Origin of the sequence: Amycolatopsis arida, from assembly GCF_900115565.1 — a bacterium.
GTDB classification, from domain to species: domain Bacteria; phylum Actinomycetota; class Actinomycetes; order Mycobacteriales; family Pseudonocardiaceae; genus Yuhushiella; species Yuhushiella arida.
This window is the reverse complement of record NZ_FOWW01000005.1, coordinates 123790-140280: the sequence shown is the minus strand read 5'-3', so window position 1 is coordinate 140280 and position 16491 is coordinate 123790. Positions and strand designations below refer to the sequence as shown.

The window sequence follows — 16491 nt, the reverse complement described above, 5'->3', positions numbered from 1 at the left end:
GGGTGACGATAAGTTTCGGGACCGTGACCGTCCCGCGCTTGCGCCCGACGAAGGTGGCCTATGACTTCCCGGCGGGTGGGCTGGACCCCTTCGACGTGGAGGAGCCGCGCACGCAGCACCTCTACGACGCCGGGGGTTGGTCGCGCGCGTGGGTGGCGGGACGGTCGTGGCCGGCGCCGCCGCCGGGGCGCATCCACGACGTCATCCCGTTGCCGTACAAGTCGGTGTCGCTGCTGGAGAAGCTGGCCGTGGTGGTCAACGGCGTGGTCCTGCGGGAGTGGCCGGAGACCGGGCACGCGTCGGCGACCCGGCGGCTGCCCGGCCGGCTACGCCCGGCCGGGCTGTGGCGGGACCGCTGCGGGTCGGCGTACGTGCTGATCCGGCAGTCCGGCGGGGCCCGCACCGGGTTCGACACCTACGAGGACGCCATCGCCACCGCCGTGCGCCCCTGCCCGCACCCGGCGACCTGGCTGGTCGGCCGGGTGCTCGCCTACCGCTCCGCCTTCGCCTACCGCTGACCACGGTGTCGGCCAGGGGTGGTTCCGTCCAGTGCGGCGGTGACGATGGCCAGCGCCTCGTCGCGGGACAGGCCCAGTCGTCGGACCGTGGCGGCGTAGTCGGCCGCCGCCAGTTGGGCGCGTCGCCGGCTCTCGTCGCCGCCGGCGCCGACGAAGCTGCCCGCCCTGCCGCGGGTCTCGATCAGGCCCGCCTCCTCCAGCTCCCGGTACGCGCGGGCGATCGTGTTCGGCGCGATGCCGAGGTCGGCGGCGAGCTGGCGCACGGTGGGCAGCTTGGTGCCCACCGGCAGGGCGCCGTCGTTGATCTGCCGGGCGAGCCCGGCGCGCACCTGCTCGAACGGGGGCACCGGCGAGCCGCTGTCCACTTCGACGATCATCCGGCCGCACCCACCACCGCGTCTCGCCTGCCGGGCCGCTCCAGCGCCGCCGGTAGCCACGCGAGCGCGCCGACCGCGGCGTAGCCGAGCAGGGCCCACATCGCCGCCGGGGTGACCACGGCGTTCAGCGCCGCCACGGCCGCGACGACCAGTGGGAACGGCGGGACGCGGCGCGCGTCCGCGGTGCGCAGCAGGTCGTCGACGCGCAGGGAGGCCTCGTCCTCGGCGAAGGCCGGACGGCGCACCGCCTTGGCCGTGAGCACCGCGTCCAGTGCCGCGAAGACGAGTGTTCCCGCCGCGACGACGAGGCCGACCACCCGGTTGGCCTGGGCGTCGGTCAGGATCGCCAGCCCGAGCCCGACGGTGACCCCGCCGAGGTAGGTCACCGCGCCGGCGCTCAGCCACCGCCTGCCCACCACCTCGGCCACGCCGTGCCGGGCGCTGTGCGCGGCGCGCCGGGGGAGCGCCTCCGCGATGCGGCGCTCGGCCGCCAGCTGCCGTTGGTAGGCCAGCCAGACGACCACGGTCAGCAGCAGGTAGGCCACCGACATCTCCAACGGCCCGCGCAGCTCGGTGCCGCCTGGCCCCAGTTCGAGCGAGAAGTCGATGACCTCGACGAGCAACGCCCAGCCGATGACCAGCAGGCCGACCCCGGTGAGCAGGAGGATCTCCAGCTGCCGTGCCCGCGCCCTGGCGGCGAGCCGCGCGGCGAGCAAGCCGCTCGGCGGGTACCCGCTCGCGCCGCGCCTGGCGAGCCAGTCCCGAGCATGGGCGAGCTCCTTCTCGGTCACCGCCAAGGGATCGCGCCCCGCGCCGGAACCCATGCCGCCACCTCCTTTTGTACTGCGGTTTGTACAGCAAAGGTGACACGGATATAGGTACAAAGTCAACCGTCAGCGTCGGTCGAGCGCGGTGGCGATCAGCTCGGTGAGGTCCTCGGTGCCCGGCGGTAACTCCCGTGCCGGCCACCAGCGCAGGTCATCGGACTCAGTGCTGCGCACCGGCGCCGCCCCGGCCGGGGCGTGCACCACGAACCGCACGTCGAAGTGGCGTGTGGGCACGCCCAGCGAGCAGGTGATGGGATGCACCTCCAGGTGCACCGGGTCCGGATCGATTCGCAGACCGTCCATTCCGGACTCCTCGGTGGCCTCACGGAGCGCCGTGGCGGCGAGCGTGCCGTCGCCAGGCTCGCAGTGCCCGCCCAGCTGCACCCACCGCCCGATCCGTGGATGCAGGGTGAGCAACACCCGCTCCCCGGCGGCATCCAGCACCACCGCCGACGCGGTCACGTGCCCCGCCGCGCACGACCGGGCGCACCCGTCCGGCCGTGCGGCGAGGAAGCCCAGGTACGCCTGCCGCAGCGACTCCTGAGCCGCCGTCGCCGGTCGCCAGGCGTCCAGAGTGGACACGACATCCCCGTGCAGGTCCACCAGGCCCGCCGCCACGCCGGTCACCACTCCACCAACCCCTCGGCCGGCTCCCGCGGCGGACGCGGCTCCGCCGGTCCCTCGGCGGGGTGCCCGATCGCCACCGCGCCCAGCGGCACCCAGCTCTCCGGCAGGCCGAGCGTCTCCCGCACCACGTCCGCCGCGAAGATCGTCGAGCCGATCCAGCACGACCCCAGCCCCTCCGCGGCCAGCGCCACCAGCAGGCCCTGCACCGCCGCGCCGCCGGCGACCGTGAACATCGTGCGCTCGCCGGCGTTGCGCCGCTCGTCCGGGTAGGTGTGCGCCCCCTCGGGCACCAGGAACGGCACGACGACCTCCGGCGCGGTGTAGAGGATGTCGCCGCGGCGCAGCCGCTTCGCGATCTGCTCGTCGGTGAACCCGTCCCCGCGCAGGTCGGCCCGCCACGCGTCGCGCATCGCGTCGAGCAGCTTGCGCCGCCGCGGCGCGTCGCGCAGCCAGCCGAACCGCACTGGCCTGGTGTGGTGCGGCGCGGGCGCGGTGAGCGCGGCGCCGACCGCGCGGCGCAGCACGTCCGGGTCCACCGGCTCGGCGCTGAACGCGCGCACCGACCGGCGCACCAGCACCGCCTCCCTGCGGCCCTGCGCGCGGCCCTGGGCGATGGCCTCGGCGGTGCCCAGCCGGAACAGGTCCTCCTCCACCGGGCGCACGAGGTCCCGCGCGGTGGAACCGTCGTCGACCGGCCACAGCCCACGCACCACCGCGACCGGCACCCCGCCCAGCTTGCCCTTCACCAGGTCCGCCGCCGCGGCCACCTCGTCGGCCACCGCGACCTCGGTCACCGCCAGCTCGTTGCCCTGCCCGTCCACCGCCCCGGCGTAGGAGTGCAGCACCCGCAGGCCGCTCGCGCCGATCGCCGTGTCGGTCTGCCCGACCCGCCACGCCCGGCCCATGGTGTCGGTCACCACCACCGCGACCTCCACCCCGAGCCGCTCGCGCAGCCCGTCGCGCAGCGCCAGCGCCGAGGCGTCCGGGTCGGTGGGCAGCAGCGCCACCTCGTCGCCGGCGACGTTCGAGGCGTCCACACCGGACGCGGCCTGCACCACCCCGATCCGGTTCTGCGTGATCACCGTCCGGCCGACCCTGGCCAGCACCCGGGTGGCCTCCTGGTCGACCAGCGCGCGGCGGGCGGCGTCCCTAGCCGCGGGGTCCTCCGGCACCCGCACCAGCCGGCCCTCGATCTTGGACACCACCTTGCTGGTGACCACCACGACGTCGCCCGACCGCAGCCACCGCGCGGCCGCCGCGACGGCACCGGTCAGGTCGTCACCGGGGCGGAACTCGGGCAACCCCTCCACCGGCAGGATCTCCACCTTCCTGGCCGCGTGGTCCCGGTGCGCCGCGTGGTCGCCGTGCTCAGTCAACGTCGGCTCCGGCCAGCTCGAGCGCGGCACGGGCCATCTCCGCCGTGGCGTCCACATCGGACATGAGCAGCGGGACGGCGCGCACGGCGACCCCCGGCACGTCCACCTTCTCGCCGGTGTGCACCAGCCAGCCGTCCAGCAGGCCCTCGTCCGAGGTCTGCCGGGAGCCGTAGTGCCGCCCGACGCCCTCCGCGGAGGTCTCCACCCCGATCGCGGTCAGGCAGGCGTCGGCCATGCCGCGCAGCGGCCGCCCGCCGATGATCGGAGACACCCCGACCACGCCGGCCTCCGTCTTGCGCAGCGCCTCCCGGACCCCCGGCACCGCCAGCACCGTGCCGACCGACACCACGGGGTTCGACGGCGCGAACAGGACCGCGTCGGCCTCCGCGATCGCGTCCAGCACGCCGGGCGCGGGGGCGGCCTCGTCGGCACCGACCGGCACGATCGAGTGCGCCGGCAGCTCCGCCCGGTACCGCACCCACCACTCCTGGAAGTGCAGTGCCTTGCGCTGCCCCGGGTCGTCCGGGTCGTCCACCACGACGTGGGTCTCCACCCGGTCGTCGGACATCGGCAGCAGCCGCGCGCCGGGTCGCCACCGCGCGCACAGCGCCTCGGTCACCGCGGACAGCGGGTAGCCGGCGCGCAGCATGCGGGAGCGGATCAGGTGGGTGGCGATGTCCCGGTCACCGAGCCCGAACCAGCTCGGCTCGGCGCCGTAGGCGGCCAGCTCCTCCTTGACCGTCCACGTCTCGCCGGCGAGCCCCCAGCCGCGCGCCGGGTCGATCCCGCCGCCCAGGGTGTACATGCAGGTGTCCAGGTCGGGGCAGACCCGCAGCCCGTGCATCCACACGTCGTCCCCGGTGTTCACCAGCGCGGTCACCTGGTGCGCGGCACCGTCCGACACGGGCCCGACCGGGGGCAGTCCGAGTGCGGCCTTCACGCCGAGCAGGAAGCGGGCGCCGCCCACCCCGCCGACAACTACGACAACCTTCACACCGCCGAATCCTTCCACGCCGTCGCCACGTTCGGGCCCGGAACCCAGTACCGGTAGCGGTGGTGCTCGACGTACCCGAGCCCGCGGTACAGCGACAGCGCCGCGGTGTTGCCCACGGCGACCTGCAGGACACCGCGGGTGGCGCCGCGCTCGAGGGCCCAGCCGCCGGCCGCGTGGACCAGCGCGGTGGCCAGGCCCCGCCGGCGGTGCTCCGGGCGCACCGCCAACCGGGCCAGGTGCAGCAACTCTCCGGTCGGTGTCGCGCGGACCGCGCCGACCGTCGCCCTGCCCTCGGTGACCACCCCGAACCCGGTGCCGGGAGGGGCCAGCACGTGCCGCTGCGCCCGGCTCGGCGCCGCGCCGCCGGCGACCAGCTCCCACCACGGCCCGATCGGCGCGGTCAGCACCCTGGCCGTGCCCTTGTCTCCCCGCACCAGCGGGCCGACCAGCACGGACACCTCGTGACCTGCCGGATGCTCGACGTGCGGCACCCAGCCGGCCGCGGACAGCGCGGCCTCCACCGGGCCGCCCACCACGGCCTGCGCCATCGGCGGGATCCCGTGGGCGTGGGCGAACTCACATCCAGCCGCCAGCGCCGCCGGCACCGGTCGCCCGGGGTCGCCGACGGCCAGCACACTGTTGGCCCGACCGGTGAAACCGTCCGCGGCGCGCAGCCGCCACTGGCCGAGCGGCCGGTCCACCAGCGCCGGCCAGGCGTCGGCGCAGGCGATCTCCAACCGTTCGGCGTCGAGCACGGGTTAGATTGTGGGGTAACGAAAGCGGCCACCAGCAGGGAGGACCGATGAGCGTGGCACGCCGCGACGACCGGCACAACGAGGACCTCGCGCGAGAGATCTCCGACAGCTTCAACCGGACGGTGGCCGCGAAGCGGGCGGACACCGAGGACACCGGGACCGAGGGAACGGCCGCGCCGCCGCGGTTCGTGGTCACCGGTGACCGGCGGTACCCGAAGCGCGACCGGTAGCCGCGCCGCCCGCATACCAGTAGTACGCCACTCCGGCCTGCGGCATAAGGTGGCCTCACGACCGGAAGCCGAGCGTCACCGCGTACTGTCCGGCGGCGGGTCGGACCCACAGACGAACAGCAGGAGAGCCCAGTGACTTACGTGATCGCCGAGCCCTGCGTCGACGTGCTCGACAAGGCGTGCATCGACGAGTGCCCCGTCGACTGCATCTACGAGGGTGAGCGGATGCTCTACATCCACCCGGACGAGTGCGTCGACTGTGGTGCCTGCGAGCCGGTCTGCCCGGTCGAGGCCATCTACTACGAGGACGACGTCCCGGACGAGTGGAGCCGGTACACCCAGGCCAACGTCGACTTCTTCGACGAGCTCGGCTCGCCGGGCGGCGCGTCGAAGGTGGGCAAGACCGGCCACGACCCGCAGTGGATCAAGGACCTGCCCCCGCAGGGCGAATGACCCGCGTCCCGCTGCCCGACTTCCCGTGGGACTCGCTGGCCGAGCAGACGGCGCGGGCGCGGGCGCATCCCGACGGCATCGTCGACCTCTCGGTCGGCACCCCGGTCGACCCCGTGCCCGAGTCCATCCGGGCGGCGCTGGCGTCGGCGGCGCACCTGCCCGGCTACCCGGCCACGCACGGCACTCCCGAGTTGCGGGAGGTCGCGGTCGAGGCGCTGCGCCGGCGGCACGGGGTCGCCGGGCTGGACCCGGCGGCCGTGCTGCCCACGATCGGGTCCAAGGAGCTGGTGGCGTGGCTGCCCCGGCTGCTCGGCCTCGGCCCCGGCGACACGGTGGCCATCCCCGACCTCGCCTACCCGACCTACGAGGTGGGCGCGCTGCTGGCCGGCGCGGCGGTCCGCAGGGTGGACGGCCGCACCGCGCTCGGCCCCGAACGGCCCGCGTTGCTCTGGCTGAACTCGCCGGCCAACCCCACCGGACGGGTGCTCGGCGCCGCCCACCTGCGCAAGGTCGTCGACTGGGCCCGCGAGCGCGGCACCGTCGTGGTGTCCGACGAGTGCTACCTCGCGCTGGGCTGGGAGACCGAGCCCCTGTCGGTGCTGCATCCGGAGGTGCACGGCGGCCGGCTGGACGGGCTGCTCGCCGTGCACTCGCTGTCGAAGTCGGCCAACCTGGCCGGTTACCGCGCCGGGTTCGTCACCGGTGACCCCGCGCTGGTGGCCGAGCTGCTCGCGGTGCGCAAGCACGCCGGGATGATCGTGCCCAGGCCGGTGCAGCAGGCCATGGTCGCCGCGCTGGCCGATGACGCCGCGCTGGCGGCCCAGCGTGAGCGCTACGCGGCGCGGCGCGTGGTGCTGCGGCCGGCGCTGGAGCGCGCCGGCTTCCGCATCGACCACTCCGAGGCCGGGCTCTACCTGTGGGCGACCCTGGGCGAGCCGGCCGCGACGACCGTCGACCGGCTGGCCCGCCGGGGCATCCTCACCGCGCCCGGCTCCTTCTACGGCCCGCGCGGCGGCGAGCACGTGCGCGTCGCGCTGACCGCCACCGACGAGCGAGTCGAGGCCGCCGCCCACCGCCTGACCGCCTGACGTGCCATGAAGGCCACCTTCATGGCGTTGGGCGACACAGGTCGGGGTCGCTGACGGATCACCCGCCGCGGGTGAGCGCGCGGTGCAGGAACTCGGTGAGGAACTCGACGGCCTCGTCGTCGTCCAGCGCGTGTTCGGTGTCGCCCTCGACCAGCCACGTCCAGGCGAACTGGTCGAGCAGGCCGGACATCGCCGAGAGCACCAGGTGTGGCGGGCCGGGCAGGTGCCGCACCGGGGCCAGGTGGTCGGCCAAATGCGCCCGGTCCGCGGTGACGAGATCCCGCAGCCGCCGCCGGAACCGCTCGTCGACCATCGCCGCCTGCCGTAGCGCGACCAGCTCGGGCAGGTGGGCGCGGTAGAACTGCCAGAACGCCGCCACGTGCCAGCGGACCGAGTCGCGGTCGGTGAAGTCGGCGGTGTGCCGGGGGTCGGCGTCGACCTCTTGGTCGGCCGCGGCGAACAGGTCGGTGAGCAGCGCCTCCAGCAGCTCCTCCTTGCTGGCGAAGTGGTTGTAGAACGACCCCGCCGCGCGACCCGCCTCCGCGGTGATGTCGGTGATCTTCGTGTTCAGGTAGCCCTGCCGGGAGAACACGCGCCGGGCCGCCTCCTTGAGCGCGGCCTCCGTCTCCGCGGCCCGCTCCTTGCGCGTCGTCGTCACGTCCACCTCCTCGCTTGACGGGCACGCTAGCAATTGATTCACTGAATATCAGTTCACTGAAATACGATTCAGTAAGGAGGCGGCATGGATGTCCACGTGCTCGTCGCGGGAGCCGGCCCGACCGGGTTGACCCTCGCCATCGACCTCGCCCGGCGCGGGGTGCCGGTGCGGGTGGTCGACAAGGCGCTCCGACCGTTCGCCGGGTCGCGCGGCGACGGGTTGCAGCCGCGCACCCTCGAGGTGTTCGACGACCTCGGCGTGCTCGACGCGGTCCTCGCCGAGGGGATGCCCCCGGCGCCGATCCGGGCGTACGTCGGTGGCGAGCTCGTCGGCGAGCGTCGGATGGCGCCGGTCCTGGAGCCGACGCCGGACGTGCCGTACCCGAACCCGCGGGTGCTCGGGCAGTCGCGGACCGAGGCGATCCTGCGGGCCCGGCTGGCCGAGCTCGGGGTGCGCGTCGAGTTCGGCACCGAGCTCGCCGGCTTCACCCAGGACTCCGCGGGGGTCACCGCGACCCTCGGCGGCGGGCAGCGGGTCCGGGCCGCCTACCTCGTCGGCGCCGACGGCGGGCGCAGCACGGTGCGCAAGGCACTCGGCGTGCCGTTCGAGGGCAGCACCGACCCCTCGATCCGGATGCTGCTCGGCGACGTCCGGGTGGACGCGCTCGACCACGACTGCGGGTACTGGTTCGCGCCGGCCGACGACCCGAAGGCCGGTGTCGCGCTGAGTCCGCTGCCGGGTGGGCGGCACTTCCAGTTCGCCGCTCCGCTGGCCGGGGATGCCGAGCCGAGCCTGGCGACCCTGCGGGATCTGCTCGACCGGTGCTCGGGGCGAAGCGACCTTCGGGTCACCGACCTCGCCTGGGTGACGGTGTGGCGGCCGAACGTGCGGTTGGCCGCGCGGTTCCGGGTCGGCCGGGTGTTCCTCGCCGGCGACGCCGCGCACGTGCACCCGCCGACCGGAGGGCAGGGGCTCAACACCGGGGTGCAGGACGCGCACAACCTGGGCTGGAAGCTCGCCGACGGGACGCCGGAGCTGCTCGACACCTACGAGACCGAGCGCAGGGCGGTCGCGGCGCAGGTGCTCGGGCTGAGCACCGAGCTGCTCCGCCGGCACGTCGAGGGCGACCCCGACGCCCACGAGCGCGACGCGCGGACGCGGCAGCTCGACCTCGGCTACCGGACCGACCCGCCCGCCGCGGGCCGGGTGCGGCCCGGCGACCGGGCCCCGGACGCGCCGGTACGCGACGCGTCGGGCGCACCGGTCCGGCTGTTCGACCTGTTCCGCGGCCCGCACGCCACGCTGCTCGCGTTCGGCGGCGTGTCGCCGGCCGAGCGGGCGGCCGGCGTCCGGGTGTACCCGGTGGTGCGGGAGCCGGACGGCCGGTCGGTGGTGGACGTCGGCGGGCACGCCTTCGCCGCGTACGACGTCACCGAGGGTGGCCGGGTCCTGGTGCGCCCCGACGGCTACGTCGGCGGCGTCTGGACGGCCGCCTGAACACAACCACCTGAACACAACCGCCTGAACACCTGCCTGAACACACCGGTGCGCGGCCCGCCCCCGACGCGAGCCGCGCACCGATGCTTCCGTTCACCCCACGCTCAGTCCGCGGCGGCCAGTGCCAGCTCCGGCTCCTCCACCCGCTCCCGGCGGGGCCGGCGGCGGACGATGCCGGTCAGCGCGATCAGCAGGCCGGCGACGGCGAAGCCGCTGATCACCCACAGCGCCGGGGTGAAGCCGGCGAGCAGGGCGTCCGGCCCGGTCCGGCCCTCGCCGTTGGCGGTGAGCACCGCGGTGACGACGGCTAGCCCGATCGCGCCGCCGACCTGCAGCGAGGTGTTCAGCAGCCCACCGGCGAGGCCCTGCTCCTCGTCCGGGATGCCGGCCGTGGCCTGGATGTTGAACGAGGCGAACGCGAGGGTGAACCCGACGCCGAGCAGGATCATGCTGGGCAGCACACCCACCACGTACGGGGCGTCCCGGTCGACCACCAGGAACAGCGTGTAGGCGATGACGTGGGCGACCACGCCGCCGGCGATGGTGCGGGCGGTGCCGACCCGCTCGATCAGCGGGTCCATCCGCGGCGAGCCGAACGCCACGATCAGCGCGGCCGGCAGGAAGCCGAGCGCGGTCTGCAGCGCCGACCAGCCCAGCACCGACTGCAGGTAGAGCATCACCAGGAACTGGAAGCCCAGGTAGGCGCCGAAGAACACGGTGACCCCGGCGTTGGCCCGGGCGAGCGGGCCGGACCGGAGGATGCTGAGCCGGATCAGCGGGTGGCGGCTGCGGGTCTCGATCACCAGGAACGCGGCCAGCAGTGCGGCGGTGGCGACGAACTGGAGCAGCGTGCGGGGCGATGCCCAGCCGACCTCCGGGGCCTCCACCACGGTGTAGACGAGCAGCAGCATCGCGGCGACGCCGGTGATCGCCCCGGGCAGGTCGTAGCTGCCGGCCTGGCCGGTGCCCCGGTCCTTCGGCAGGACCCGGATGGCGGCGACGAGCGCGACGAGCGCGATCGGCACCGGCAGGAAGAAGGTCCACCGCCAGCCGACCTCGGTGAGCAGGCCGGAGAAGACCAGGCCGGCCGAGTAGCCGCTGGCGCCGAAGACGGCGAAGATCCCCAGCGCCCGGTTGCGGGCGGGCCCCTCGGCGAAGGTCGTGGTGATGATCGACAGGGCGGCCGGCGCGGTGAACGCGGCGGCGATGCCCTTGAGCAGGCGGGTGACGATCAGCAGGACGCCGTCGTCGACCAGGCCGCCGAGCAGCGAGGCCACGGTGAACACGGCGACCGCGGTGAGGAACACCCGGCGCCGGCCGAGCAGGTCGGCGGTGCGGCCGCCGAGCAGCAGCAGCCCGCCGTAGGTCAGGACGTAGCCGCTGACCACCCACTGCAGGGCGCTGGTGGACAGGCCGAGATCGGCCTGGATGGACGGGAGGGCGACGCCGACCATCGAGACGTCGAGCGCGTCGAGGCCGACCACGAGGGACACGGTCAGCAGCACACCCCAGAGCCGCGCGTCCCATCGGGTCGAGGTCGTGGACAGGTGAGTGGAAGAGCTCATGGACCAGGAGACTACATGCAGGTGCATCTAATGCCAACGCATTTAACCCGGTTGCATAAGATGTCTCTGCATGTTAGGGTCCTCCGCGTGAGCAATGTCGCCGAGCACGAGCTGGTGGCCGAGTGGCGCGAGCTGCTCGCCCGCCACGCGACCGTGTGCGGGGCGCTCGAGGCCGAGCTGCGGCAACGGCACGGGATCGGGGTCAGCGAGTTCGAGGCACTCGAATGGCTGGCCTGCCGCGAACGGGGGAAGTGCCGGGGCTCCGAGCTCACCGAGGCCGTGCACCTGAGTCAGAGCGCCGCGTCCCGACTGATCGCCCGGATGGAGAAGGACGGTCTGGTCCAGCGGGCGATGTGCGAGATGGACCGGCGCGGGATCTTCGTCGCGCTCACCGAGGCCGGGTGGCGGCGCTACCGGGAGGCCAAGGAGACCCACCGCGCCGTGCTCGCCGCCACCCTGCGCTGAGCCGTTCCGGGACGCTGAGCCGTTCGGGGTGAATGGTCCGAACGGCGGAACCTCGCGGTGGACGATCCGTGACTGTTCGAATGGGGCGCCCTTCAGGTCGCGCGGGCGGCGGCCTTACTCGGGTCGGGTGAGGAGTACGACCCACCGAAGCGATGAGTAGTTTTCCACGCCCGGAAACCGGGCAGAGGTCGTGGTTTTTCCCGGTTCGCAAAGCGTGCTTCTTTGGGGTGGAAACCGGCGCGTTCCGGTGGGGATTTCCGGGTCGGCGGCGCTAGTTTCGTCCGCATGGCTGACAGGTTCTCCGATGCCCGCCGCCGCGAGGTGGGCGACCAACTCCGCAAACGCCGGGTCGCCGCGGACCTGACCCTGGCGCAACTGTCCGACCGCACCGGCTTCTCCATCACCAAGATCTCCCGGATGGAGTCCGGGCTGGCCGGCTACTCGGAGGTGGGCATCACCGTCCACCTCGCGCACTGCGGCCAGTCCAGCGACGACATCGCCGAGGTCCTCCACCTGGGAAGAGAGACCGAGGAGGGCTACCTGGTTCGCCGGACCCCGCTGAGCACCCTTGTCCTTCACGAGAACACGGCTCGGAGCTTCGCCACGGCCGCGCCGTTCGTCGTCCCGGGGCTGCTCCAGACGGAGGACTACACCCGAGCGATCATGCATGCCATGGATGACCTGGACGAGTCCGAAGTCGCGATTCGGGTTCAGGTCCGACGGGACCGACAGAACCTGCTCTACCGGTGGAATGCACCGAAGTTCACCTTCTATCTCTGTGAAGGGGCCTTGCGTTTCAAGCTCGGCAGCAATCGGATGATGAACGAGCAACTCCTCCACCTGGGCTTCGTCGCCGAGCGGCCGAACGTCTCGATCCGCGTGCTTCCGTCCTCCGCTGGCTTGGGCAACCTCTGTGGAGGGCACATGACCTTGATGGGCTTCGCGGCGCACGGCTCGGTGCTCTTCGCGGAGACACGCGTGGCCGGCCTGTTCGTGGAAAATCGCGAGGACATCGCCAGCACGAGGACCTTTCTCGGACAACTCGCGGACGAGGCCCTGGACGAGCGGCAGTCCCGGGAGTTCCTTGCCCGCGTGGCAAACGACTACGACCGGCCCGAATGAGCAGCACAATGCGCGCGCCCGACACCTGGCGAACGAGTTCCCACAGCTAGTCGAGAGAGGACTGCGTCGAGGTGGCCTTCGCCAGGGAGGTGGGGTGCGCGACTCCAAGAACCCGACCGCCGGCCACCTCCGGCTCACCCCACGGGCCTGGCGCGCCTTCCTCGCCACCCTCACCGACCGCGCCACCCGCCCCTGATCCCCACCACCGGATCGCGGTGACCAACCCACTCCGTCGGGCTAGTTCGCCTGCCCGGTCTGTCGCACGGCGCTCTCCGTGGGATGGCAGCCGGTAGTCAGCGACAGCACGGTTCCGTCCTCGGTGCTGATCGACACCTCCGCACCGTACTGGTCGTGCAACGAGAACTGATTCGAGCGATACGCGATCCCGGTATTCGAACGCGCCGAGGTCGCCGAAACCGCCACGCCGTCGACTACTCCAGGCCGAGGGCGGCCGCGGCGGCGTGGATGTCGTCGAGGGTCTCCGGCCAGCGGGCCCTGGCACGTGCCCGGCGCGCCGCCTCGTGCTGCACGATCCGGCCGGCCACGAAGCACACCGCCGGGTCGTCGCCCGCCACCTCGCGCACCCGCCGCGCGCACACCACGGCGTCCTGGTGCTCACCGAGCACCGCCTGCAGCCGGCCGCACGCCTTGACCAGCTGCTTCAGCCGCCGCGCCCGCTTCGGGTCGGCCGCCCGCCGGGCCGCCTCCGCGACGTACCGCAAACGTTTGCTGGTGATCCGCAGCGCGTGCAGGTCGGCGTCCGGCGGGTCGTCCGGCAACGCCGCGACCGCCCGGCACAGCTTCCGGTACGACCTGCGCACGGCCGCGACCAGATCACCGCCGGGGCCCCGGTCCGCCACGTCGCCTCCGGACAGCGCCCGCAGGTCCCGCACCAGCGCCGGGTACCGGTCGCCGTCCAGCGCCGCGATCATCCGCCGCCGCGCTCGCTCCCGCCGCGCGCCGAACTCCGCCACCAGCCGCTCGCCCGGCTCGCGGTCCACCTCGTCGAAGCCGCGCACCACCTCGCGCAGGTGCTCGATCAGCACGTCGAGGTCGCGCACCTCGCCGAGCACCGAGCCCAGCCACCCCAGCTCGCGGCGCACCCCGCCGACCGCCGGCCCGAGCGGGTCCCCGGACACCTTGAGCAGCACGCGCAACCGCCGCACCGCCACCCGCATCTGGTGCAGCTCCTCAGGATCGGCGCCGTCCCTGGCCCCCGGCTCGGGCGCCAGCAGCGCGTCCACCAGCGCGTCCACCTGCGCCGGGAGTGGTGCGGAGGGGACCGGCCCGTTCACGCCGCCAGGCTAGTCGTTGGCGTGCAATGCGGCGTTGAGCTCGACGCCCCTGCCGTCGCGCGGCACCGCCTCGACCGCGCCGGTGGTGGAGTTGCGCCGGAACAGCACCCCGGAGATCCCCGACAGCTCGCGGGCCTTCACCGTCCTGCCCTCGACCACCACCTTGGTGCCGGCGGTGACGTACAGCCCCGCCTCCACCACCGAGTCGTCGCCGAGCGAGATGCCCGCCCCGCCGTTGGCGCCGATCAGACAGCGCTCACCGAGCGAGATCACCTCGCGGCCGCCGCCGGACAGCGTGCCCATGATCGAGGCGCCGCCACCGATGTCGGTGCCGTCGCCGACCACCACGCCCTGCGAGATACGACCCTCCACCATGGACGCGCCGAGCGTGCCCGCGTTGAAGTTCACGAACCCCTCGTGCATCACCGTGGTGCCCTGCGCCAGGTGCGCGCCGAGCCGCACCCGGTCGGCGTCGCCGATCCGCACCCCGGCCGGGACCACGTAGTCGACCATCCGCGGGAACTTGTCCACCCCGTACACCGTCACCGCGCCCCGCCCGCGCAGCCGCAGCCGGGTCGACTCGAAGCCCTCCACCGGGCACGGCCCGTGGTTGGTCCACACCACGTTGCTCAGCAGCCCGAACACGCCGTCGAGGTTCTGCTCGTTCGGCCGCACCAGCCGGTGGGACAGCAGATGCAGCCGCAGGTACACGTCGTGCGCGTCGGCGGGGGCCTGCGCCAGCGCGGCGACCGTGGTGCGCACCGCCACCACCTCGACCCCGCGGTCGGAGTCCGGGCCGAGCAGCGGGCGGACCGACTCGCCGAGCGCCGCCACGGCGTCGGCCTCGGCCAGCCGCTCGGTGCCACCGCTGAGATCACCGCCGGCGTCGATCAGCTTCGGCTGCGGGAACCAGGTGTCCAGCACGGCGCCGTCGGCGGTCACGGTGGCCAGCCCGACGCCCTGCGCGCCGGTCGTCTCGGGGTTCGGGTTCAGCTCGCTCACGGCCGACACCGTACCCGCCGACTGTCGGGACCTACCGGGACGCCGCCGGACCGTCCAGCATGGTGACGAGCGCGTCCTGGACCGCGCCGAGCGCGGCGGCGATGTCGGTGAGCGCCTGGGCACAGGCCGGCTGCCCCGCGGTGTCGGGCTGGTCACACCGGGCCCGCCGGTAGGACTCGATCCCGGCGGCCAGTGCCCTGCCGTGCTCGGCCAGCTCGGGATGGGCGTCCCCGGCGTACTTCTCCGCCCGGCCCGGGATGCTGCCGAGCTGGGTGACGTACTTCGCGCAGCCCGCGGGATCCTGCGCCTCGGGCGCGCGGTAGCAGTCGTCGACGGTCAGCGCGGCGAGCTTCGTCCGCAGCGCCTCGGGCCCGGGGTCCCGCGGCGCGTGCTTCGGGGCCGGGCCGGCCTCGTTCGAGCAGCCGGACAGTGCCGACAACACAGCCAGCAGCACGGCCAGCACCCCGACACGCGTGGCTACACGGATGCGCACGCCCCCACCGTACGCACCGGCCAGTACCGTGCCGGCATGCCCATCCTCGATCTGCGCACCGGCCCCGTCGAGCTCACCGCCGCGCTGGTGGACATCGCCAGCGAGTCCGGCGCCGAGCGGGAGATCGCCGACGCGGTGGAGGCGGCGCTGCGGGCGCAGGCCCCGCACCTGGAGGTGGTCCGTGACGGCGACGCCGTGCTCGCCAGGACCCATCTCGGGCGGTCGTCGCGGGTGGTGCTCGCCGGGCACCTGGACACCGTCCCGGTCAACGAGAACCTGCCGCTGCGTCGCACCGGGTCGGGCGCCGGCGAGGTGCTGCACGGGTTGGGCACCGTGGACATGAAGGGCGGCGACGCGGTGTTCCTGCACCTCGCCGCGACCGTGCCCGCGCCGCGGCACGACGTCACGTTCGTCTTCTACGACTGCGAGGAGGTCGACGCCGCGCGCAACGGCCTCGGCCGCATCGAGCGCACCCTGCCGGGGTGGCTGCGCGGCGACCTGGCGGTGGTGGGGGAGCCGTCGAACGCCGTGGTCGAGGCCGGCTGCCAGGGCACCCTGCGGGTGGAGCTGCGCTGCGCGGGGGCGCGGGCGCACACCGCGCGGGCGTGGATGGGCAGCAACGCAATCCACGCGCTGGCCGAGCCGTTGCGCCGACTGGCCGAGTACCGGCCGCGGACTCCGGTGATCGACGGGCTCACCTACCGCGAGGGCCTGCAGGCGGTGCGGGTGAGCGGCGGCGTGGCCGGCAACGTGGTGCCCGACGAGGCGGTGCTCGCGGTGAACCACCGCTTCGCGCCGGACCGCGGCCCCGCCGAGGCCGAGGCGCACGTGCGGGAGGTGTTCGCCGGGTACGACCTCACCGTGGTGGACTCGGCGGCCGGCGCGCTGCCCGGGTTGGCCGCGCCGGCGGCCGCGGAGCTGGTGGCCGCCGCCGGTGGGCGGGTCGCCGCGAAGCTCGGGTGGACCGACGTGGCCCGGTTCGCCGCGCTGGGCATGCCGGCGGTGAACTTCGGCCCCGGCGACCCGACGCTGGCGCACACCCGGGAGGAGCACATCGCCGCCGCGGAGGTGACCAGGGTGGCCGAGGTGCTGGGCGCCTTCCTGGCGCCGTGACCCCGCGCACACCGCGCGGACTCTAGGCTGGGCGCC

Annotated in this window: 20 protein-coding genes; 9 read left to right on the top strand and 11 right to left on the bottom strand. The window is 73.9% G+C overall.

Annotated elements, in window-relative coordinates:
- Positions 1 to 23: 23 nt before the first annotated feature.
- Complete coding sequence (locus tag BM051_RS16350) at positions 24 to 518, top strand: hypothetical protein (protein ID WP_092531028.1); 495 nt, start codon at positions 24 to 26, stop codon at positions 516 to 518.
- On the opposite strand, the gene BM051_RS16345 is transcribed toward BM051_RS16350, so the two are convergent.
- From BM051_RS16345 to BM051_RS16320, 6 genes are all read right to left on the bottom strand, one after another.
- Entirely contained in the window at positions 509 to 895 is a 387-nt protein-coding gene (locus BM051_RS16345; RefSeq protein WP_092531027.1) for a GntR family transcriptional regulator, read from the bottom strand. The genes BM051_RS16350 and BM051_RS16345 overlap by 10 nt on opposite strands.
- Entirely contained in the window at positions 892 to 1686 is a 795-nt protein-coding gene (locus BM051_RS16340; protein WP_134046185.1) for a hypothetical protein, read from the bottom strand. Before BM051_RS16340 ends, BM051_RS16345 begins: the two co-directional genes overlap by 4 nt.
- A gap of 102 nt (positions 1687 to 1788) precedes the next feature.
- Positions 1789 to 2325 (bottom strand): NUDIX hydrolase, encoded by a 537-nt coding sequence (locus BM051_RS16335; protein WP_177216958.1) that lies wholly within the window; start codon positions 2323 to 2325, stop codon positions 1789 to 1791.
- Between the two features lie 20 nt (positions 2326 to 2345).
- Positions 2346 to 3782 (bottom strand): coenzyme F420-0:L-glutamate ligase, encoded by a 1437-nt coding sequence (locus BM051_RS16330; protein ID WP_092531025.1) that lies wholly within the window; start codon positions 3780 to 3782, stop codon positions 2346 to 2348.
- Positions 3718 to 4719: a 2-phospho-L-lactate transferase gene (gene cofD, locus BM051_RS16325; RefSeq protein ID WP_092531250.1), complete on the bottom strand. Its 1002-nt coding sequence runs from the start codon at positions 4717 to 4719 to the stop codon at positions 3718 to 3720. Before cofD ends, BM051_RS16330 begins: the two co-directional genes overlap by 65 nt.
- Positions 4716 to 5474: a GNAT family N-acetyltransferase gene (locus BM051_RS16320; protein WP_092531024.1), complete on the bottom strand. Its 759-nt coding sequence runs from the start codon at positions 5472 to 5474 to the stop codon at positions 4716 to 4718. Before BM051_RS16320 ends, cofD begins: the two co-directional genes overlap by 4 nt.
- Positions 5475 to 5521: 47 nt before the next feature.
- On the opposite strand from BM051_RS16320, the gene BM051_RS16315 reads away from it, so the two are divergent.
- From BM051_RS16315 to dapC, 3 genes are all read left to right on the top strand, one after another.
- A complete protein-coding gene (locus BM051_RS16315) occupies positions 5522 to 5704 on the top strand; it encodes a hypothetical protein (protein ID WP_092531023.1) in 183 nt (60 codons plus the stop codon).
- A 132-nt stretch (positions 5705 to 5836) separates the two neighbouring features.
- The gene (gene fdxA, locus BM051_RS16310; RefSeq protein WP_092531022.1) at positions 5837 to 6157 is read left to right on the top strand and encodes a ferredoxin; all 321 of its coding nucleotides are present in this window, start codon (positions 5837 to 5839) and stop codon (positions 6155 to 6157) included.
- The gene (dapC, locus tag BM051_RS16305; protein ID WP_092531021.1) at positions 6154 to 7245 is read left to right on the top strand and encodes a succinyldiaminopimelate transaminase; all 1092 of its coding nucleotides are present in this window, start codon (positions 6154 to 6156) and stop codon (positions 7243 to 7245) included. The genes fdxA and dapC overlap by 4 nt, the downstream gene beginning before the upstream one ends.
- Before the next feature lie 58 nt (positions 7246 to 7303).
- Here the strand turns inward: dapC and BM051_RS16300 are convergent, their stop codons facing one another.
- Positions 7304 to 7903 carry a TetR/AcrR family transcriptional regulator gene (locus tag BM051_RS16300; RefSeq protein ID WP_092531249.1) on the bottom strand — a complete coding sequence of 200 codons (600 nt, stop codon included), beginning with the start codon at positions 7901 to 7903 and terminating at the stop codon, positions 7304 to 7306.
- Between the two features lie 84 nt (positions 7904 to 7987).
- On the opposite strand from BM051_RS16300, the gene BM051_RS16295 reads away from it, so the two are divergent.
- Positions 7988 to 9400 carry an FAD-dependent monooxygenase gene (locus BM051_RS16295; RefSeq protein WP_092531020.1) on the top strand — a complete coding sequence of 471 codons (1413 nt, stop codon included), beginning with the start codon at positions 7988 to 7990 and terminating at the stop codon, positions 9398 to 9400.
- 104 nt (positions 9401 to 9504) lie between these two features.
- Here BM051_RS16295 and BM051_RS16290 read toward each other — a convergent pair whose 3' ends face one another.
- Positions 9505 to 10965: an MFS transporter gene (locus BM051_RS16290; protein WP_092531019.1), complete on the bottom strand. Its 1461-nt coding sequence runs from the start codon at positions 10963 to 10965 to the stop codon at positions 9505 to 9507.
- Positions 10966 to 11052: 87 nt separating this feature from the next.
- Between BM051_RS16290 and BM051_RS16285 the strand changes: the two genes are divergently transcribed.
- The 3 genes from BM051_RS16285 (at position 11053) to BM051_RS28510 (ending at position 12748) form a co-directional block, all read left to right on the top strand.
- Positions 11053 to 11430, top strand: a complete 378-nt coding sequence (locus BM051_RS16285) for a MarR family winged helix-turn-helix transcriptional regulator (protein ID WP_092531018.1) — start codon at positions 11053 to 11055, stop codon at positions 11428 to 11430.
- Between the two features lie 285 nt (positions 11431 to 11715).
- Positions 11716 to 12552, top strand: coding sequence for a helix-turn-helix domain-containing protein (locus BM051_RS16280; RefSeq protein WP_092531017.1), 837 nt, complete (start codon positions 11716 to 11718; stop codon positions 12550 to 12552).
- A gap of 94 nt (positions 12553 to 12646) precedes the next feature.
- Entirely contained in the window at positions 12647 to 12748 is a 102-nt protein-coding gene (locus tag BM051_RS28510; RefSeq protein ID WP_341770808.1) for a DUF397 domain-containing protein, read from the top strand.
- A gap of 235 nt (positions 12749 to 12983) precedes the next feature.
- On the opposite strand, the gene BM051_RS16265 is transcribed toward BM051_RS28510, so the two are convergent.
- The 3 genes from BM051_RS16265 to BM051_RS16255 are packed head-to-tail and all read right to left on the bottom strand — an operon-like array spanning position 12984 to position 15342.
- Positions 12984 to 13847, bottom strand: a complete 864-nt coding sequence (locus BM051_RS16265) for a CHAD domain-containing protein (protein WP_092531014.1) — start codon at positions 13845 to 13847, stop codon at positions 12984 to 12986.
- Between the two features lie 9 nt (positions 13848 to 13856).
- Positions 13857 to 14849, bottom strand: a complete 993-nt coding sequence (gene dapD / locus BM051_RS16260; protein ID WP_092531013.1) for a 2,3,4,5-tetrahydropyridine-2,6-dicarboxylate N-succinyltransferase — start codon at positions 14847 to 14849, stop codon at positions 13857 to 13859.
- A 31-nt stretch (positions 14850 to 14880) separates the two neighbouring features.
- Positions 14881 to 15342: a hypothetical protein gene (locus BM051_RS16255; RefSeq protein WP_243859574.1), complete on the bottom strand. Its 462-nt coding sequence runs from the start codon at positions 15340 to 15342 to the stop codon at positions 14881 to 14883.
- Between the two features lie 36 nt (positions 15343 to 15378).
- Between BM051_RS16255 and dapE the strand changes: the two genes are divergently transcribed.
- Entirely contained in the window at positions 15379 to 16455 is a 1077-nt protein-coding gene (gene dapE, locus BM051_RS16250) for a succinyl-diaminopimelate desuccinylase (protein WP_092531011.1), read from the top strand.
- Positions 16456 to 16491 lie beyond the last annotated feature (36 nt).

Coding starts and splice junctions, on each gene's coding strand:
- BM051_RS16345 (WP_092531027.1), bottom strand. CDS start 895: ATGATCGTCGAAGTGGACAGCGGCTCGCCGGTGCCCCCGTTCGAGCAG.
- BM051_RS16330 (WP_092531025.1), bottom strand. CDS start 3,782: ATGTGGACGCCACGGCGGAGATGGCCCGTGCCGCGCTCGAGCTGGCCG.
- BM051_RS16315 (WP_092531023.1), top strand. CDS start 5,522: ATGAGCGTGGCACGCCGCGACGACCGGCACAACGAGGACCTCGCGCGA.
- dapC (WP_092531021.1), top strand. CDS start 6,154: ATGACCCGCGTCCCGCTGCCCGACTTCCCGTGGGACTCGCTGGCCGAG.
- BM051_RS16295 (WP_092531020.1), top strand. CDS start 7,988: ATGGATGTCCACGTGCTCGTCGCGGGAGCCGGCCCGACCGGGTTGACC.
- BM051_RS16290 (WP_092531019.1), bottom strand. CDS start 10,965: ATGAGCTCTTCCACTCACCTGTCCACGACCTCGACCCGATGGGACGCG.
- BM051_RS16280 (WP_092531017.1), top strand. CDS start 11,716: ATGGCTGACAGGTTCTCCGATGCCCGCCGCCGCGAGGTGGGCGACCAA.
- dapE (WP_092531011.1), top strand. CDS start 15,379: ATGCCCATCCTCGATCTGCGCACCGGCCCCGTCGAGCTCACCGCCGCG.